Here is an 18,194-nt window from a genome sequence, read left to right on the forward strand (position 1 = left end):
CCTACGCCAGCAAATGTCTCGCCTGCGCGGGAACACCGGCATCAAACCCGTTCCAGCAACCGATCCGCCTGCGCCCGCGCCTCTGCGGTAATCTCCGCGCCAGACAGCATCCGCGCGATTTCCTCGCGCCGTTCCGCATCGTCCAGCGCATGAACGCCGGTGCGCGTCACCGTGCCGTCGCTCGATTTCGCGATCAGCAAATGCCCCGCCCCCCGCGCCGCGACCTGCGGGCTGTGGGTGACGACCAGTATCTGGTTGCTCTTCGCCAGCCGCGACAGCCGTTCGCCGATCGCATCGGCCACCGCCCCGCCCACGCCCCGGTCGATCTCGTCGAAGATCAGCGTGTCCGCCCCGCCCCGCTCGGCCAGCGCGACCTTGAGCGCCAGGATGAAGCGCGACAATTCGCCGCCCGACGCGATCTTGGCCAGCGGTGCGAAGGGCGCACCCGGATTGGTCGAGATTTCGAACTCCACCCGGTCCATCCCCTGCGGGCTCCATTGCCCCTCGTCCATCTGCGCGACCACGGTGCGAAAGCGCGCCGCGTCCAGCTTGAGCGGCGACAATTCCGCCGCCACCGCAGCATCCAGCCGCCCGGCCGCCATTTGCCGCTCACCCGACAGCGCCTCAGCAGCGGCACGATAAGCAGCAGCCTTCCCCGCGACGTCCTTTTCCAGCGCCGCGATATGCTCCTCGCCGCCCTCGATCGCGGCCAGCTTCGCATCCATCTCGTCGCGCAGCGCGGCCAGATCGTCGGGCTGCACCTGATGCTTGCGCGCCAGCCCGCGCAGGTCGAACAGCCGGGTTTCAATCATGTCGAGACGCGCAGGATCGAAACTCAACGCCTCAGCCGCTTCCGCCAGCCGATCCTCGGCCTCGCCCGCCTCCACCATGGCCCGATCCAGTGCCTCCAACACCGCGGCCAGCAGCGGCTCTTCCGACGCGATCCGGTCCAGCCGACGCGCGGCCTGCCGCAACTGGGCCAGGCCACCATCCGACCCGGTCAGGCAATCGCCGACGGCGGACAGGTCGTCGGTCAGGCGCGCGCCCTTCTGCATGGTGGCGCGTTCCTCCGCCAGCGTCGCCTCCTCGCCCGGCTCTGGCGCGAACTTGCGCAATTCCTCGACCGCGTGTGTCAGATAATCGCGGTCGCGCGCGGCATTGTCCACGGTCGCCCGCGCCTCCGCCAGCGCCTTGGCGGCAGCCCGCCAGCCGACATGCGCCGACGCCACCGTGCCCGCATCGCACCGACCATAGCTGTCGAGCAGCGCGCGATGGCCGCGCGGGTTGAGCAGGCCGCGATCGTCATGCTGTCCGTGGATCTCGACCAGCGATCCGCCCAACTCGCGCAGCAGCGCCGCCGAACAGGGCTGGTCGTTAACGAAAGCGCGGCTGCCGCCATCGGCCTTCACCAGACGGCGGATCAACAATGGTTCGCCCGGTTCGATCTCGATGCCATTGTCCGCCAGCAGCAGAGCGACGCGGGTGGCGGCGGCCGGCGGTTCGAAGGTGGCGATGACGCTGGCCTGCGCCTCGCCATTGCGCACCAGGCCGCTGTCGGCGCGCGCGCCCAGCGCTAGGCCAAGCGAATCGAGCAGGATCGACTTGCCCGCCCCCGTTTCGCCGGTCAGCACCGAAAGGCCCGCGCCGAACTCCAGGTCCAGCGCCTCGATCAGCACGACATTGCGGATGGCGAGCGAGATCAGCATGGCGCGCTTCTACCTGTCACCGCACAAAAGGGGAACAGGCAAAAAGGCCGTCAGGCCTTGACGCCATGTTCCTGCATCAGCTTATAGCTGCGCTCATACCATTTGGTGCCCGGATAGTTGCGGCCCAGCACGGCGGCGGCCTTCTGCGCTTCGGCCGGGATGCCGAGCGAGAGATAGGATTCGACCAGCCGCTCCAGCGCTTCGGGCGTATGCGTCGTGGTCTGGTACTTGTCGACCACCGATCGGAAACGCAGCGTGGCGGCCAGCCACTGGCCACGCCGCTGATAGAAACGGCCGACTTCCATTTCCTTGCCGGCCAGATGATCGTTGACCAGATCGACCTTCAACCGCGCGTCGGCGGCGTATCGGGTTTCCGGGTAGCGGCGAATGAGTTCGCCCAGCGCGTCCAGCCCCTGCTGCGTGATCTTCTGGTCGCGGGTGACGTCGGCAATCTGCTCATAATAGCAAAGCGCGATCAGATAATAGGCGTAGGGCGCGTCCTTGTTGCCCGTATGAATCGACAGGAAACGCTGCGACGCCGAGATCGATTCTGCATAGTCCTGGTTCATATAATAGCTGAAGGCCGACATCAGCTGCGCCCGGCGCGCCCATGGCGAATAGGGATGCTGGCGCTCGACCTCGTCAAACAGGGCGGCGGCCAGCTTATACTGGCCCCGATCCAGCCGGTCCTTGCCGCTGTTATACAGGGTGGACACGTCGCGCGCGACATATTGGGTGTCGGCCTTGTTCTTCGACGTGGAACAGCCTGTCAGAACAAGCGAAGCGGTCAGGACCAGGGCGGTGGCCGCGCCGATGCGCGTCGTGGTTTTCGTCAGCATGGGCGGGTCATAGCCGAGGGATGCGCCGTCGCCAAGCGGCAGAATGCGTGTCGTTCAACAGGCGGCGCGCGCAGGGATGTCTAGCCGGGCGACAGCCCCGCCCGATGCCCCCGCTTCCAGCGCGAAACGCCCGCCCAATTGCCCCGCCAGCGCATGCGCGATGCGCAGGCCCAGCGACCCGGCGGCACCGCCCGACGGCATATCCGTGACGATGCCATGGCCATCATCGGCGATACGCAGGCCGATCGCGCCGTCCTGCGTCGCAAGGGCGACGTCGATCCGACCCGGCCGGTCGGGCAATCCATGTTCGACGGCGTTGCTGACCGCTTCGGCCACGATCAGCGCCAATGGCACGCTGATGGTCGCGTCCAGCCTCATCGCGTGGGGCGCCCGGACCGTCAGGGCGATATCCTGCCGACCATTGGCGTCCAGCACATCCTTGGCCAGCGTGGTGAGGAATGTCTCCACATCCTGCCCCACCCCCGACGGATCGTAGAGCGCGCGACTGATCCGGCCGACCAGCGCCACCCGGCCCGATGCGTCGTCCAGCGCGCGGCGGGCATCCTCATGATCGACATGGCGGCGCTGGAGCGCCAGCATCGCGGCGACAACCTGGAGATTGTTCGACACCCGATGCTGGAGTTCGTGGAACAGCAATTCGCGATTTTCCGCCAGCGCGCGGCTACGCTCCCGCTCGACAGCCAAGTTGAAATTGGCCCGCTGCATCAGATGGATCAGGGCGATATCGACCACCACGACCCCCATATAGAAGGTCATCGCCACCGCGACCGCCGGGTTCATCTCCAACCGGCCAAGCGGCGGGATGAAGAAATACCAGGACAACAGACCGCACAGCAGCGCGGCAAAGATGCCGGGGCGGATGCCGAACAGAAACGACGATAGAATGACCGCGGGGAAGAAGGTGACGAAGGGATAGCCCACCGGCAGCAGCTGTTCGGCCGCAAACCGCAACAAAAGCGCCGCGCCGCAGAATAGCAACGTCAAGACATAGCCATAGACCGGCCGATCGAGGACGAGCGGCAGGCGTTCAACGAACCGCTCATTGCTACGCTGCATGATGATCCCCAAAAGACGTATCGCTACAGTAACAGAAGTTTCAGCCCCTGCCTTGATCGAAATCAGTCTGCGGGTTGACGGACACAAAAACGGGGTGCCCGGCAACCGGACACCCCGCCTTTATCTGTTGGGACGCCGATCCGGGGATCGGCGCGCCCGCTTAGTCCTGGGTCAGGAAGTCGGGCAGGCCACCCGGCGCCGGGCCGTCGTCCTTGCTGCCTTCGCGGCGCGGACCACGGTCACCGCCGTCGCGGCGCGGGCCACGACCACGATCGCCACGGCCTTCGCCACCTTCACGACGCGGACCACGGCCTTCGCCGCCGCCGCCATCACGGCGCGGGCCGCGATCGCTACGGGGTTCGCGCGCTTCACGGGCAGGACGGGTGTCCTCCAATTCTTCGCCGGTTTCCTGATCAACGACGCGCATCGACAGGCGAACCTTGCCGCGCGGATCGATTTCCAGAACCTTGACCTTCACGTCCTGGCCTTCCGACACGACGTCGGTGGGCTTTTCCACGCGCTCGTTCTTCATTTCGGAAACGTGGACGAGGCCGTCCTTGCCACCCATGAAGTTCACGAACGCACCGAAATCGACGATGTTGACGACCTTGCCGTCATAGACCTTGCCGACTTCCGCTTCCTGGGTGATGCCCAGGATCCACTTGCGGGCCGCTTCGATCTGCGCGGGATCGGACGAGCTGATCTTGATCAGGCCTTCGTCGTCGATGTCGACCTTCGCGCCGGTTTCGGCGACGATTTCGCGGATGACCTTACCACCGGTGCCGATGACTTCGCGGATCTTCGACTTGTCGATCTGCAAGGTTTCGATGCGCGGGGCATGGGCCGACAATTCGCTGCGCGTGCTGTCCAGAGCCTTCGCCATTTCGCCCAGGATGTGCGCACGGCCTTCCTTGGCCTGCGTCAGCGCCGCTTCGAAGATTTCGCGCGTGATGCCCGCAATCTTGATGTCCATCTGCATCGTGGTGATGCCTTCGGACGTGCCGGCGACCTTGAAGTCCATGTCGCCCAGATGATCTTCGTCACCCAGGATGTCGGACAGGACGGCGAAGTCCTTGCCTTCCAGAATCAGGCCCATGGCGATGCCGGACACGGGGCGCTTCAGGGGCACACCGGCGTCCATCATCGAGAGCGAACCGCCGCAGACGGTCGCCATTGAGGACGAACCGTTCGACTCGGTGATGTCCGAGAGGACGCGGATCGTGTAGGGGAACTCGTCCTTGCTAGGCAGAACGGGGTGCAGCGCACGCCATGCCAGCTTGCCATGGCCCACTTCACGACGACCCGGCGCGCCGAAGCGGCCCACTTCACCGACCGAATAGGGAGGGAAGTTATAGTGCAGCATGAAGTTTTCATAATGCAGGCCGGTCAGGCCGTCGATCATCTGCTCGGCGTCCTTGGTGCCCAGCGTCGTGGTGCAGATCGACTGGGTTTCGCCGCGCGTGAACAGGGCAGAACCGTGGGTGCGGGGCAGGAAGCCGACCATCGCTTCGATCGGGCGGATCTGCGTGGTGGTGCGGCCGTCGATACGCTTGCCGTCCTTGAGGATGGCGCCGCGCACGATTTCCGCTTCCAGCTTCTTGGTCAGCTTGATGCCGGCCATGACGGTCTGGGCGTCCAGGCCTTCGGCGGTGAAGCTTGCCTTCGCCTTGGCGCGGGCTTCGTTCAGCGCGTTGGAGCGGGCCGACTTGTCGGTCAGCTTGTAGGCGGCGGCGATGTCCTTGCCGATCAGCTTCTTCAGCTTCTTCTTCAGGTCGTCCAGATTATCGCCCTTGGCCATATCCCAAGGGTCCTTGGCGGCCTTTTCCGCAAGGGCAATGATCGCATCGACGATCTTCTTGCTCGCGTCATGCGCGAACAGGACGGCGCCCAGCATGATCTCTTCCGACAGCTCTTTCGCTTCGGATTCGACCATCATCACCGCGTCGTAGGTGGCGGCAACGACCAGGTCGAGTTCGCCGGTCTTTACTTCGTCCAGCGACGGGTTGAGCTGATATTCGCCATCCTTGTAGCCGACGCGCGCCGCGCCGATCGGACCCATGAAGGGCACGCCCGACAGGGTAAGAGCAGCCGATGCGGCGATCATCGCCACCATGTCCGGCTCGCTTTCGCCATCGAACGACAGCACCTGGGCGATGACGTTGATTTCGTTGTAGAAGCCTTCGGGGAAAAGCGGACGGAGCGGACGGTCGATCAGGCGGGAAACCAGCGTTTCCTTTTCGGTCGCGCCGCGCTCACGCTTGAAGAAGCCACCGGGGATGCGGCCGGCGGCGGAATATTTTTCCTGATAGTGAACGGTCAGCGGGAAGAAATCCTGGCCTTCCTTCACGCTCTTGGCGGCGGTCACGGCGCATAGCACCACGGTTTCGCCATAGGTCGCCAGCACGGCGGCGTCAGCCTGGCGCGCGATACGACCGGTTTCGAGGGTCAGCGTCTTGCCGGCCAGCTCGATGGATACTTTCTTGACGTCGAACATAGATTTTTTCCTTCGCCCACCTGGCCCTATTGCCGGGCGGGGCCTTTGGAGGGTCGCGTGGACCCATGAGTGAGGAGCGAACTCCTCAAATCCGTTCGCCCTGAGCCTGTTGACGGGCTTTGCCGAGCGAACAGCGTGGGGGACACTCCCCCAAAAATTCCATCGCCGTGCCGAATTGCCAGACGATGGATGTCAGAATCAGAAACGGCCCCGAATGGGGCCGTCCCTTTTAGCAGGCTTACTTACGCAGGCCCAGCTTACCGATCAGGTCGACATAGCGCGCCTGATCCTTCTTCTTGAGATAGTCCAGCAGCGAACGACGCTTGTTGACCATCATCAGCAGACCACGGCGGCTATGATTGTCCTTGTGGTGACCCTTGAAATGCTCGGTCAGGTTCTGGATACGCTCGGTCAGGATAGACACCTGAACTTCGGGCGAACCCGTATCACCCTCGGCGCGGGCATATTCCTTGATCAGCGCTTCCTTGCGCTCGGCAGTAATCGTCATCTAATCGTCTTCCCTCGACATCAGGTTGAAACCGCGCACCACGACGATCTGATGATCGTCCGACCGCACCAGCGCCACGGGGATATCGCCCAATGTCGCCAGATACTGGCCGTCGGTGGCAGCGATCCCGGTCAGTATCTTCCCCTGGCGGAGAGCGATTGCCTGATCGGGAGAGACGGGGAGAGCCGGGATGTCGTCCAGCCCCGCCGTCAACGGCAGCATAAGCCCACCGATGCCGCCGCCCCTAGCAGCTTCGTCCAATTTGTCCAGCGAAATTGCCGCTTCCAGCGTGAACGGCCCGGCCTTCACCCGGCGCAGCATCGTGACATGGCCGACCGTCCCCAGCGCCAGCGCGATGTCGCGGGCGAGGGAGCGGATATAGGTGCCCTTGGAGACATGTGCTGTAAGAGTTACCGCGTCGATCCTCTCCCCCTGGGGGAGAGGATAGCAAGGCTCGGCAGCTTGCTGCCTAGCCGCGCTTGGAGAGGGGCTTTGCGCACCCTCCCCCTCTCCAGGCTCCGCTAACCCGCTTCGCGGGCAAGCTGCGCCATCCTCTCCCCCTTGGGGAAAGGATATTTCAAGCCCATGGATCGTCACCGATCGCAGCTTCATCTCGACCTCTTCTCCCTTGCGGGCGAGGTCGTAGGCGCGCTGGCCGTCGATCAGGATCGCGCTATAGGCTGGCGGCACCTGCTCGATCGGCCCGGTAAAGCGCGGCAATATCGCCTCCACCTGCGCCAGCGTCGGGCGCAGGTCGCTCTCCGCGATCGTCTTGCCTTCCAGATCCAGCGTGTCGGTCTGGACACCGAAAGCGACAGTAAAATCGTAAATCTTGTCGCTGTCGAGCATCCGTCCGGCCAGCTTGGTCGCCTCGCCGATCGCGATCGGCAGCACGCCGGTCGCCAGCGGATCGAGCGTGCCGCCATGGCCGACCTTCCACTTGCCCGCCTCGCTGATCCGCAGCGCGCGCTTGACTGCGCTGACCGCCTGGGTCGAACCAAGGCCATGGGGTTTGTCGAGGATGATCCAGCCGTGCATGGCGCGCCTGTATAGCGCGCGGCCGCCGCTGTCAGCCCTGCATCTGCTCCACGAAATGCCGGCGACACAGCGCCACATAGCGGTCATTGCCGCCAATCTGCGTCTGCGCGCCGTGCTGAATCGGCCGGCCGCCCGCATCGACGCGCAGGTTCATCGTCGCCTTGCGCCCGCAATCGCACACCGTCTTGATCTCGGTCAGCGTGTCGGCCAGCCCCAGCAGCGCGGCGCTGCCGGCGAAAAGCTGGCCCTGAAAATCGGTGCGAATGCCATAACAGAGGACCGGGATGCCCAGCCGGTCGCAGACCGTGCCCAGCTGCCACACCTGCGCCTCGGTCAGGAACTGCGCTTCGTCCAGCAGCACGCAGGACAGCGGCGTCGCCTGATGCTGGGCCGCAATGGCGGCGAAGATGTCGACCTGCGGATCGAACAGAGCGGCATGCGCCTCCAGCCCGATGCGCGACACGATCCGCCCCCGGCCGTAGCGATCGTCGAGCGCGGCGGTCCACAGCATCGTGTCCATGCCGCGTTCGCGATAGTTGAAGTCCGATTGCAGCAGGGTGGTCGATTTCCCCGCATTCATCGAACTATAGTAGAAATAGAGCTTCGCCATCGATCCCCGATTAGCGGATCGTCGGCGCGACGCCAGCCAGGAAACGCACCAGTGCGTCAGCCAATGCGATGCGGCTGTCGGAAAAACTGTGGTCGGTCGGCCATACCATCAACCGCGCGGATGGATTGGCCCCCTGCGCATCGGCCGCCGCCTTGCGCGCCATGGCGCCGATCCCCTTTTCCGCGCCCAATAATGTCAGCGGACGGCGGCCAAAGCCGGCCAGCCGACGCCCCAGGTCGAACTTCTGCCCGTCCGCCTTAATCTCGCCGGTCAGCCCCTCATAGGTCGCACCATGGAGCGGCGGCAGGTCGCTCGCCACTTCGGCCTTCCACCCCGCCTCGCCTTCCGGCGTGGCCAGCGCCGCCACGGTCTGCGCCGGGTCCCAGGGGTCGATCAGGAACAGCCCGGCGACGCGCGGGTCGGCGGCGGCGGCATCGGCGGCCATGAAACCGCCCATGCTGTGCCCGGCCACCACGATCGCGCTGGTGTCGATGCGATATTTGGCGACGACTGAGGGCTGCTGGAGATATTGCAGCGCGGTGAAGGCGTCTTCGGACGCATTGGCGAAGGAGAAGGTGCCGGGGCTGCCCCAACTGCCGCGATAATGGAGCGTCAGCACATTCCACCCGGCCCGGCGCACGGCCTGAGCCAAGTCCAGATTCTGCTCGTTACCGGGAAAACCATGCAGCAACAGCAGCGTCGGATGAATGCCCGCCCCCGCGGCGGTGTAGAGCACCGCGTTCATCGCCCCGTCCTGCGCCGGAATGACGAAAGCGCTCATCCCCGCCGGATAGGCCGCGTCCGGCCTGGGATCGGCAATGACGGCGGAATGGATTGCTGGCTCCTTGGCGATGGCGGGGGCTGACGCAGCTGCCACTCCACAAGACAGTAAGCAGGCCAATATCACGCGCATCATTTCAAAACCTCGATTGGCAGAGGAGAATCGCCAAGCTTCCTGAGCACTCCGCGATCGAACGTAACGAAGCTGTCCGCACGAATCGAAGCGACAATATGCAGCGCGTCAGCGATGTCGCCGCCATGCCGATATCGTTCGATCGCCCATTGGACCACATCGCCCTCTTCGACGGAGACATTGGGCAAATCCAGTATGTCGATCAGCGTATCGGCAACAACCGATCGCGACAGTTGATAACGGCTGGATAGCAGCCACGCCGTTTCAAGGAACACTGTCAGCGGCACATATGCGCCGCTCGCCAGCACCGAATCCGCAAGGCCCGCCTGGTTGGCGTCATCTCGGATCATCGCTCTGGCAAGAATATTGGTATCGACCGCTTTCACCAGTCGCCCTGCTCTCCGCTTTTTGCCCAATGCTCTGCGATGGTCAAATTCATGTCTTCTATGCTGACGGGCGGCCCCTTATAGTCCATACGCGCCTTGATACCCGCCATGATTTCTTCAAAGCTGCGGCCCGACTTTTTATGCTGGGGTTTCAGCAACACGCCGCCGCCCATCAGGACGACATCCAGCACCTGACCGGGCGCAAGGCCGAGTTGGTCGCGCACATCCTTGGGGATGACGACCTGGCCTTTGGCCGATAGGGTGGTCTTAGCGTTCATGACGGTAAGATGCGTCTTACCGTGCGCCAAGTCAATCCTCGCCCTCGTCCTTCACCAGATCCTGCGCCACCTTGGGCTGGCGCAGCAGCTTGTCGATATGACTGCCTTCGTCGAAGCTGTCGTCCGCCAGGAATTTCAGCTTGGCGGCATATTTGAGCGTCATGCGGCCGGCGACCGCACGTTGCAAATAGGCGGTGTTGGTGCGCAACGCCTTGAGCACCGCAGCCTCATCCTGCCCCAGCAGCGATTTGATGAAGATGGTGGCATGGCGCAGGTCGGGCGACATGCGCACTTCGGTCACGCTGACGACATGCTTGGCTAGCACATCGTCATGCACATCGTCACGCTGGAGGATGTCGGACAGGATATGACGCACCTGCTCGCCCACACGGAGCAGGCGGACGGTTGAGCCTTCGGGTTGTTGTGAAACCATCAATCTAACTTTCAGGTGCTATGTCGCTAAGCGAAAGAGTGAGACTCTCAGCAAGTCTGATCCAAGTGCCGATGGAACCTTGGTTATTACCTCTTTCAAGGTCGCTCAAATAAGCAGACGTAATGCCTGCTTTAAGCCCTAACTGCTGCAATGTCAGATTTCTATATTTTCGCCATGCACGCAATGGACTGTCGCCAGCCATGATCTTGTCGATTACTTCTACAGGAACATATTCCTCGCCTTCTACGCGACGATGTTCCGCATCGACAGCGGCCATTCCATCCGCCCTGTCCTCGGCAATATCGACCAGCCGCTGATAATCCTCGATCGGCAACATGGCGATCTTTTGACCGGCGATCTCGACAATTTGGACAGTCATGGGTTCACCTCATAAGCCGATCCGCGTGGCGCTATATCGTCGATCCAGAGAATATCCTGATCGATGCGAAAAATCACGCGCCAGTCCTGAACCCTCAAGCGATATTCAGGTCGACCCTGCAAGCGTTTCACATTCGCTTCCAACGACGCCGGATCACCCGCCAATTCGTCGATTTTCTGCCGGATAAGCATCCGCTTATTCGACCGCAGCAATGCCCTCATCGCCGTTTTCGAAAAACGAATATCCATCCATATAAACTATATGGATGGGAAAATCCGGTCAAGAAATTTAGCTCATAGCTAATTTCCTGACCGGATTTTGTAACTTACAGCGTGCGGACGCGCTCTTCGACCTCGAACAGTTCCAGCGTATCGCCAGCCTTGATGTCGTTCGTATCCTGCAAGACCGCACCGCACTCCATGCCTGCGCGGACTTCGGACACATCGTCCTTGAACCGGCGCAGCGAGTGGATGACCGTCTTGGACACGATGACGTCGGACCGGGTGAGGCGCGCATTGAGCCCCTTGCGGATAATGCCGTCCAGGACGAGGAGGCCTGCCGCCTTGTCCTTCTTGCCCGCCGGGAACACCTGCAACACTTCGGCGCGACCCACGATCGTTTCGATGCGTTCGGGCGCCAGCTGGCCCGCCATTTCGCCACGCACTTCCTCAAGAAGGTCGTAGATCACGTCATAATAGCGCAACGAGATCTTCTCGCGCACGGCCAGCGGACGCGCCTTGGCGTTGGGACGGACGTTAAAGCCGATCAGCGGCGCGCGGCTGGCGGCTGCCAGCGTAACATCGCTTTCGGTGATCGCACCCACGCCGGAGCTGAGGATACGCACCTTGATCTCGTCGGTCGAAATGCGGTTGAGCGCGGTGACGATCGCTTCGACCGAACCCTGCACGTCGCCCCGGATCACGACCGGATATTCGATCATGGTCGTGCTGAGCGCAGAGAACATGCTTTCGAAGTTGGTCGGAATCGATGCCGTCCGCTTGAGCGTGATCTGCTCCTGGCGGTAGGCCGCGACTTCGCGGGCGCGCGCTTCGTTCTCGACGACGGTGAGCTGGTCGCCCGCCTTGGGAACGCCGGACAGGCCCAGCACTTCAACCGGGGTCGATGGACCGGCGGACTTCACCTGCTGGCCCTTGTCATTGACCAGCGCACGGACCTTGCCGCTCTCTGCGCCGATGACGAAGGTGTCGCCGACCTTGAGCGTGCCCTTGCGCACCAGCACGGTGGCGACCGCGCCGCGGCCCTTGTCCAGCTGCGCCTCGATCACATTGCCTTCGGCAGCGCGATCGGGGTTGGCGGTCAGTTCCATGACTTCGGCCTGGAGCAGGATCTTCTCGATCAGTTCGTCAAGGCCGGTCTTCTTGAGAGCCGAAACCTCCACATCCTGAACGTCGCCGCCCATATCCTCGACCACGATCTCCTCGCTCAACAGGCGCTCACGCACCTTTTGCGGATTGGCGTCGGGCTTGTCGCACTTGTTGATCGCCACGATCATCGGCACGCCAGCGGCCTTGGTATGATTGATCGCCTCGATCGTCTGCGGCATCAGCCCGTCGTCGGCCGCCACCACCAGGATGACGATGTCGGTGACGTTGGCACCGCGGGCGCGCATTTCCGAGAAGGCTTCATGGCCCGGCGTGTCGAGGAAAGTGATGACGTCGCCACCCTTGGTCGTCACCTGATAGGCGCCGATATGCTGGGTGATGCCGCCGCTTTCGCCCGCGACCACATCGGTCCCGCGCAAGGCGTCCAGCAGCGAGGTCTTGCCGTGATCGACATGGCCCATGATCGTCACGACCGGCGCGCGAGTCTTCAGGGTTTCGACCGCATCGGCTTCGCCCGTGATACCGATTTCCACGTCGGCGTCGGACACGCGCTGGATACGGTGGCCGAATTCTTCGACCAGCAGTTCTGCCGTATCCTGATCGATCGGCTGGTTCAGCGTAACCGCCTGCCCCATCTTGAACAGCGACTTGACCAGGTCCGCGCCCTTTTCGGCCATACGGTTGGCCAGTTCCTGAACGGTGATGACTTCAGGCACCACGACGTCGCGCGACTGCTTCTCACGCGTCTTGGAACCGCCTGCATAATGCGCACGGCGTTCCTTTTCACGGGCGCGCTTGAGCGCGGCAAGGCTGCGAGCGCGGGCGCTGTCGTCGTCGGCCAGGGCCTTGGTGACGGTCAGCTTGCCAGCCTGGCGACGATTATCCTCGCCCTTCTTCGCGCGTTCCGGCTTGGCCGGTTCCGGGCGCTTGATCGGCGACACCGGGGTAAAGCGACGCGGGGGCGGCGCGGGGGCGGCCACCGCGCCGGCAACGGGCTGCTCCTGTTCGGCAGGTGCAGCGGGCGCTGCCTCCGCCTGCGTCGGCTGCGCGGGCGCTGCAACTTCGGCGACAGGGTCCGGGCTTGCCGGTGCGACAGGCGCAGGCGTCACATCGGCCGTTTCGGCGACGTTGCGACTTTCTTCGGCGCGGCGCTTCTGTTCCTCGATGGCGGCCAGACGCGCGGCATCCTCACGACGGCGCGCATCTTCTTGCGCGGTCATGCGGGCTTCTTCGGCCTCGCGCAGCAGCTTGGCCTGCAATTCCTGACGCGACATCAGGCTCTGCGGCGGCGACTGACGCACCGGCGCGGGCTGCGGCGCGCGGGCCTGCTGCGGCGCAGGCGCGGCGGGGCGCGGCGCGGCCGGCGTGGGATCGGCCTGGGGCGCAGCCGCAGGGGCAGCACCGGTCGTCTCACCCGGCTTGCCCAGGACGCGGCGCCGCTTCACTTCAACCACGACCGTATTCTTGCGGCCATGGCTAAACTGCTGCTGCACCTGACCGGATTCCACGGTCCGCTTGATGCCCAGTGGCTTGCGGCCCAGAACCGGCTTGTCTTCCTTGCTGTCACTCATACGACTGAACTTAACCCTTCACTTCCGCTCCGACCGGAAAGGCCCGTCGGCGCCCTTAACATATTCACATCCGAAATTGACCTAAGCGACCACGCCCGGCACATCGGTGGAGTCAGGCTCCCCATGCACAGGCGCCCCGTTAGCGCAACCCAGATAGCTTTCCAAGCGGCCTATGGCCGCACGCAGACGCGACGCCGCACGCGAGTCGGTTACTGCGATATGGACGACATTGTCGCGCCCCATTGCCATAGATAGGGCCTCTCGGTCCACAGGCAAGACGACACCTGCCAAATCCGTGCCTTCGGCTTCCTGTCCCACGCGCAGCGCCTGGTCCAGTTTCCGGTTTCCATCGGCCGCCGCATCGGCGGCATGGAGCAGCAACCGCACCTGGCCCTTGCGGCAGGCGACGTCGATCTTTTCGGACCCCGTCAGCAGCATCGACGCGCGCGATTCCAGCCCCAACCGGTCGAGCAGCGTCTTGCGCAGCCCGGACTCGATCATCGCCGGCAGGTCGCCGGGAATCTGAAGGTCGCTATCCTTGAACGCGCGAGCGAGCGCGCCCTTGAGCTTGCCCTTGGCCAGCGCGACTTCCAGTTCGGCGCGCGATATGCCGATCCAGGCACCCCGCCCCGCCGCCTTGGCGCGGATGTCGGGCAGCACCTGACCCTCCGGCCCCACCGCCAGGCGAACCAGCGTTTCGGGGTCGGCGCGGTCGCCGCTCAATATGCATTTGCGTTCGGTCATGCGCGCCCCTCCGCCAAAACGGATGAAAGGGCAAGTCCAACGCTGTCGAGAGGCGCTATTCTCTCATCGGGGAGTGTCCGCAACATGGGCGTCCTCCCTTATAAGAGGGGCAGGCGCACGATCGGCCAGCAACAGGCCGCCAGCGCCATAATTTTCGAGGCTCAGTTCGGTGATATTGATCTGCACGGCAGACGCCGGCTTCCCCAGTCGCTCAACGAGCGACCGGGTGACGTCGGCAACCAGCGCGGCTTTCTGCTCGCGGGTCACCGCACCAGCCAGACGGATATCAACGAAAGGCATCTGCGCTCAGGCTTCCTCGTCTTCGAACCAATGGGCGCGGGCGGCCATGATGATCTCATTGCCCTGCTCGTCCGACAGGCCATAGGCAGCCAGGATGCCGCCCTTGTCCTCGGCACCGCTATCCGATTTGCGGCGACGCTGGTCGACGCGCTTCTTCTGCACCAGTTCGTCGGTGGCCAGGTCGGCCAGGTCGTCCAGCGTCTTGATACTCGCCTTGCCCAGCGTGACCAGCATCGCTTCGGTCAAGTGCGGAATCTCCGCCAGCGCGTCCTCGACGCCCATAGCCTTGCGTTCCTCACGGGCAGCAGCCTCGCGGCGCTCCAGCGCTTCGAGCGCACGGTTCTGCAATTCGCCGGCCAGTTCGTCGTCGAACCCTTCGATCGCCGCCAGTTCGTCGATCTCGACATAGGCGACCTCTTCCAGTTCGCCAAAGCCCTCGGCAACCAGCAGCTGCGACAGCGTCTCGTCCACGTCCAGTTCGTTCTGGAACAGTTCGGAACGGCTGACAAATTCCTTCTGGCGCTTCTCGCTGGCGTCGGCTTCGGTCATGATGTCGATCGCCTTGCCGGTCAGCTGGCTGGCGAGGCGGACATTCTGGCCGCGGCGACCGATGGCGAGCGACAGCTGATCGTCAGGGACGACCACTTCGATACGCTCTTCTTCTTCATCGATGACGACGCGGCTGACCTGGGCCGGCTGCAACGCATTGACGACGAAGGTGGCGGTATCTTCCGACCAGGGGATGATGTCGATCTTTTCGCCCTGCATTTCCTGCACGACGGCCTGCACGCGGCTGCCCTTCATGCCGACGCAGGCGCCGACCGGATCGATGCTCGAATCGCGGCTGATGACGCCGATCTTGGCGCGGCTGCCCGGATCGCGGGCGGCGGCCATGATGGTGATGACGCCGTCGTAGATTTCCGGCACTTCCTGCGCAAACAGCTTCTTCATGAATTCAGGATGCGCGCGGCTGAGGAAAATCTGCGGCCCGCGATTTTCGCGGCGCACGTTCAGCACGACCGAACGGATGCGATCGCCGACGCGAACGACTTCGCGCGGGATTTGCTGGTCGCGGCGGATGACGCCTTCGGCGCGGCCCAGATTGACGACCACATGGCCGAATTCAACTGACTTGACGACGCCGGTGATGATTTCACCCACGCGGTCCTTGAACTCTTCATGCTGGCGCTCGCGCTCGGCATCGCGGACCTTCTGGAAGATCACCTGCTTGGCGGACTGGGCGTCGATGCGGCCCAGGTCGATCGCGGGCAGCGGATCGACGATGAAGTCGCCGACCACGGCATCCTTCTTCAGCTTCTGCCCGGCCTTCAGGTCGACCTGCTTGAAATAATCCTCGACCAGCTCGACCACTTCGACCACGCGCCACAGGCGCAGGTCGCCGGTTTCCGGGTCCAGCTTCGCGCGGATGTCGTTTTCAGCGCCGTAGCGCGCGCGGGCGGCGCGCTGGATCGCATCTTCCATCGCTTCGATGACGATCGCCTTGTCGATCATCTTTTCGGATGCGACGCTGTTGGCGATCGCGATCAGTTCGGCCCGATTGGCGGAAATGGCGTTGGCCATGGTCTTATGAACCCTTATTCTTCGGTTTCAAAATCATCCGCCCCATCGGAGGACAGCGGCATTGTAGCAGAAAGGAGCGCGTCGGTCAGCAGCAGCTTCGCGTCGCTGACCAGCGCGAAGGGAATGACGACGTCGCCACTCTTCACGTCGGTAAACAGGATATCGTCGCCTTCGACCCCGTTCAGGACGCCGCGGAAGCTTTTGCGTCCGTCGACGATTTCCGTCGCGGTGATCTTGGCCTCGTGCCCCGCCCATTCGATGAAGTCGTGCAGCCGGGTCAGCGGCCGGTCGATGCCCGGCGAACTGACTTCCAGTCGATAGGCCTCCTCGATCGGATCGGCCTCGTCCATCACGTCCGAAATGCGGCGGGAGATGGCGGCGCAATCCTCGATGACCAATTGCTTGGTCCTGGGATTTTCGGCCATGATCTGCAACGTATGCTCGTCGCCCGACCCGAACAGCTTGATCCGCACGAGGTCGAAGCCCAGGGCCTTCACCTCGGGTTCGATCAGCGCGGTCAATAGGGCGATGTCCGCCATGCAATCTCCAGAAACTCATATGCGCGCTTCCCGCACCGCAAACCTAAAAGCGCCGCAAGCGTTTCGCTTGCGACCCTGACATGTGTAACGATGTAAGGAAGCAAGAGCGATATAGGCGCAACATAGGAAATCTGCAACATTATTCGTTGTCGCTCATTCTAGCAGCCAAGATACACGCCCCGACCGCCTGAACCGCCGGAGACATAGATGCGCCACCCGATCGCCTTCGCCCTTCCCCTCATCCTGATCGCCTGTTCGGGCGAAGGGGCCAACAGTCAGACGACTGCGGCAGCGGACAAGCCCTTCAAGACCTCCGTCATCGCCGATTTCGATTCGCCCTGGGCGATGACCTTCCTGCCCGACGGCCGCGCCCTGGTGACGGAGAAGAAGGGCGAGATGATCCTGTTCGATCCCAAGAACGGCACAAAAATCCCGATCGGCGGCATCCCGGCGGTCGACAGCGCAGGTCAGGGCGCCTTGATGGACGTCGTCCCCTCGCCCGCCTTCGCGAAGGACCAGGCGGTCTATTTCAGCTTCTCCGAAGAGCGCGACGGCGTGAAGGGCGTGGCGTTGGCGAAGGGCATGTTCGCCCAGGCCAGCGACGGCACGACAAAGCTGGACGGCGTGACCGTCATCTTCCGCGCCAGCCCCTATGTCGAAGGCAACGGCCATTATTCCGGCCGAATCGCCTTCTCGTCCGACGGCAAATATCTTTTCTTCACCAATGGCGAGCGGCAGAAGTTCGATCCCGCGCAAGACCCGAAGGCAACGCTGGGCAAGGTGCTGCGCCTGAACCTCGACGGCACCCCTGCCGCGAACAATCCCCTTGCCGCCAAGGGATTCGACCCCGCCATCTGGTCCTACGGCCATCGCAATCTGCTGGGAATCGCCTTCGACAAGGACGGCCGCCTGTGGGAACAGGAAATGGGGCCGAAGGGCGGCGACGAGGTGAACCTCATCAAGCCCGGCCTCAACTATGGCTGGCCCAAAGCGTCGAACGGTAGCCATTATGATGGCCGCGACATCCCCGATCACAAGGCCGGCGATGGCTATGAAGCGCCCAAGGTCAGCTGGAACCCCGTCATTTCGCCCGGCGGCCTGCTCTATTATTCCGGCACGCTGTTCCCCCAATGGCAGGGATCGCTGTTCATCGGCGGCCTGTCGAGCCAGAGCCTCGTCCGGGTGAAGCTGAACGGCGACAAGGCGGAAAAGGCCGACCAGTGGGACATGGGCGCCCGCATCCGCGAGGTCGAGCAGGGGCCGGACGGCGCACTCTGGCTGCTGGAGGATGGCGGCGACGGATCGCAGGGTCGGCTGCTGAAGCTGACGCCGGCGGGTTGACCGCTACTCCGTAAGAATGAATAGCACCTATATGGGAGTTATCGTTCCCCGGCGAAGGCCGGGGTCCAGTTGAAGCCTTGGATCTGGACCCCGGCCTTCGCCGGGGAATAGTAA

The 18,194-nt window shown here is 63.4% G+C and carries 19 protein-coding genes; 1 reads left to right on the plus strand and 18 read right to left on the minus strand.

The annotated features are described in order from the left end of the window. Positions 1 to 41: 41 nt before the first annotated feature. The 18 genes from recN to rimP all read right to left on the minus strand — a co-directional run bounded on the left by recN (position 42) and on the right by rimP (position 16,739). Positions 42 to 1,706 carry a DNA repair protein RecN gene (recN, locus tag HHL08_RS07830; protein ID WP_169572098.1) on the minus strand — a complete coding sequence of 555 codons (1,665 nt, stop codon included), beginning with the start codon at positions 1,704 to 1,706 and terminating at the stop codon, positions 42 to 44. A 50-nt stretch (positions 1,707 to 1,756) separates the two neighbouring features. After that, the gene (locus tag HHL08_RS07835; RefSeq protein ID WP_169572100.1) at positions 1,757 to 2,545 is read right to left on the minus strand and encodes an outer membrane protein assembly factor BamD; all 789 of its coding nucleotides are present in this window, start codon (positions 2,543 to 2,545) and stop codon (positions 1,757 to 1,759) included. A 54-nt stretch (positions 2,546 to 2,599) separates the two neighbouring features. Beyond that, positions 2,600 to 3,622, minus strand: coding sequence for a sensor histidine kinase (locus HHL08_RS07840; RefSeq protein ID WP_169572102.1), 1,023 nt, complete (start codon positions 3,620 to 3,622; stop codon positions 2,600 to 2,602). 160 nt (positions 3,623 to 3,782) lie between these two features. Beyond that, positions 3,783 to 6,116, minus strand: coding sequence for a polyribonucleotide nucleotidyltransferase (gene pnp, locus HHL08_RS07845; protein ID WP_169572104.1), 2,334 nt, complete (start codon positions 6,114 to 6,116; stop codon positions 3,783 to 3,785). Positions 6,117 to 6,354: 238 nt separating this feature from the next. Next, positions 6,355 to 6,624 (minus strand): 30S ribosomal protein S15, encoded by a 270-nt coding sequence (gene rpsO / locus HHL08_RS07850; protein ID WP_169572106.1) that lies wholly within the window; start codon positions 6,622 to 6,624, stop codon positions 6,355 to 6,357. Then, positions 6,625 to 7,662, minus strand: coding sequence for a tRNA pseudouridine(55) synthase TruB (gene truB / locus HHL08_RS07855; protein WP_169572108.1), 1,038 nt, complete (start codon positions 7,660 to 7,662; stop codon positions 6,625 to 6,627). Positions 7,663 to 7,693: 31 nt separating this feature from the next. Beyond that, positions 7,694 to 8,272, minus strand: a complete 579-nt coding sequence (locus HHL08_RS07860; RefSeq protein ID WP_169572109.1) for a thymidine kinase — start codon at positions 8,270 to 8,272, stop codon at positions 7,694 to 7,696. A 10-nt stretch (positions 8,273 to 8,282) separates the two neighbouring features. After that, entirely contained in the window at positions 8,283 to 9,185 is a 903-nt protein-coding gene (locus HHL08_RS07865) for an alpha/beta hydrolase family protein (protein WP_408021761.1), read from the minus strand. Continuing rightward, a complete protein-coding gene (locus HHL08_RS07870) occupies positions 9,185 to 9,571 on the minus strand; it encodes a type II toxin-antitoxin system VapC family toxin (RefSeq protein ID WP_169572113.1) in 387 nt (128 codons plus the stop codon). Before HHL08_RS07870 ends, HHL08_RS07865 begins: the two co-directional genes overlap by 1 nt. Further along, the gene (locus HHL08_RS07875; RefSeq protein WP_169572115.1) at positions 9,568 to 9,849 is read right to left on the minus strand and encodes an AbrB/MazE/SpoVT family DNA-binding domain-containing protein; all 282 of its coding nucleotides are present in this window, start codon (positions 9,847 to 9,849) and stop codon (positions 9,568 to 9,570) included. Before HHL08_RS07875 ends, HHL08_RS07870 begins: the two co-directional genes overlap by 4 nt. Before the next feature lie 31 nt (positions 9,850 to 9,880). Next, positions 9,881 to 10,282, minus strand: coding sequence for a 30S ribosome-binding factor RbfA (gene rbfA, locus HHL08_RS07880; RefSeq protein ID WP_169572306.1), 402 nt, complete (start codon positions 10,280 to 10,282; stop codon positions 9,881 to 9,883). Positions 10,283 to 10,286: 4 nt separating this feature from the next. Next, positions 10,287 to 10,661, minus strand: coding sequence for a helix-turn-helix domain-containing protein (locus tag HHL08_RS07885; protein WP_169572117.1), 375 nt, complete (start codon positions 10,659 to 10,661; stop codon positions 10,287 to 10,289). Further along, positions 10,658 to 10,909 (minus strand): type II toxin-antitoxin system RelE family toxin, encoded by a 252-nt coding sequence (locus HHL08_RS07890; protein ID WP_169572118.1) that lies wholly within the window; start codon positions 10,907 to 10,909, stop codon positions 10,658 to 10,660. The genes HHL08_RS07885 and HHL08_RS07890 overlap by 4 nt, the downstream gene beginning before the upstream one ends. A gap of 77 nt (positions 10,910 to 10,986) precedes the next feature. Continuing rightward, complete coding sequence (gene infB / locus HHL08_RS07895) at positions 10,987 to 13,575, minus strand: translation initiation factor IF-2 (protein ID WP_169572120.1); 2,589 nt, start codon at positions 13,573 to 13,575, stop codon at positions 10,987 to 10,989. Between the two features lie 81 nt (positions 13,576 to 13,656). Next, positions 13,657 to 14,319: a DUF448 domain-containing protein gene (locus HHL08_RS07900; protein ID WP_169572122.1), complete on the minus strand. Its 663-nt coding sequence runs from the start codon at positions 14,317 to 14,319 to the stop codon at positions 13,657 to 13,659. A 63-nt stretch (positions 14,320 to 14,382) separates the two neighbouring features. After that, positions 14,383 to 14,619 (minus strand): tautomerase family protein, encoded by a 237-nt coding sequence (locus HHL08_RS07905; protein WP_169572124.1) that lies wholly within the window; start codon positions 14,617 to 14,619, stop codon positions 14,383 to 14,385. 6 nt (positions 14,620 to 14,625) lie between these two features. Continuing rightward, positions 14,626 to 16,200, minus strand: a complete 1,575-nt coding sequence (gene nusA / locus HHL08_RS07910; RefSeq protein WP_169572126.1) for a transcription termination factor NusA — start codon at positions 16,198 to 16,200, stop codon at positions 14,626 to 14,628. 14 nt (positions 16,201 to 16,214) lie between these two features. After that, complete coding sequence (gene rimP / locus HHL08_RS07915) at positions 16,215 to 16,739, minus strand: ribosome maturation protein RimP (protein WP_169572128.1); 525 nt, start codon at positions 16,737 to 16,739, stop codon at positions 16,215 to 16,217. 207 nt (positions 16,740 to 16,946) lie between these two features. On the opposite strand from rimP, the gene HHL08_RS07920 reads away from it, so the two are divergent. After that, positions 16,947 to 18,080 carry a PQQ-dependent sugar dehydrogenase gene (locus HHL08_RS07920; protein WP_169572130.1) on the plus strand — a complete coding sequence of 378 codons (1,134 nt, stop codon included), beginning with the start codon at positions 16,947 to 16,949 and terminating at the stop codon, positions 18,078 to 18,080. The last annotated feature ends 114 nt before the right edge of the window (positions 18,081 to 18,194 follow it).

It is taken from the genome of Sphingobium psychrophilum (genome assembly GCF_012927105.1).
GTDB lineage: Bacteria > Pseudomonadota > Alphaproteobacteria > Sphingomonadales > Sphingomonadaceae > Sphingobium > Sphingobium psychrophilum.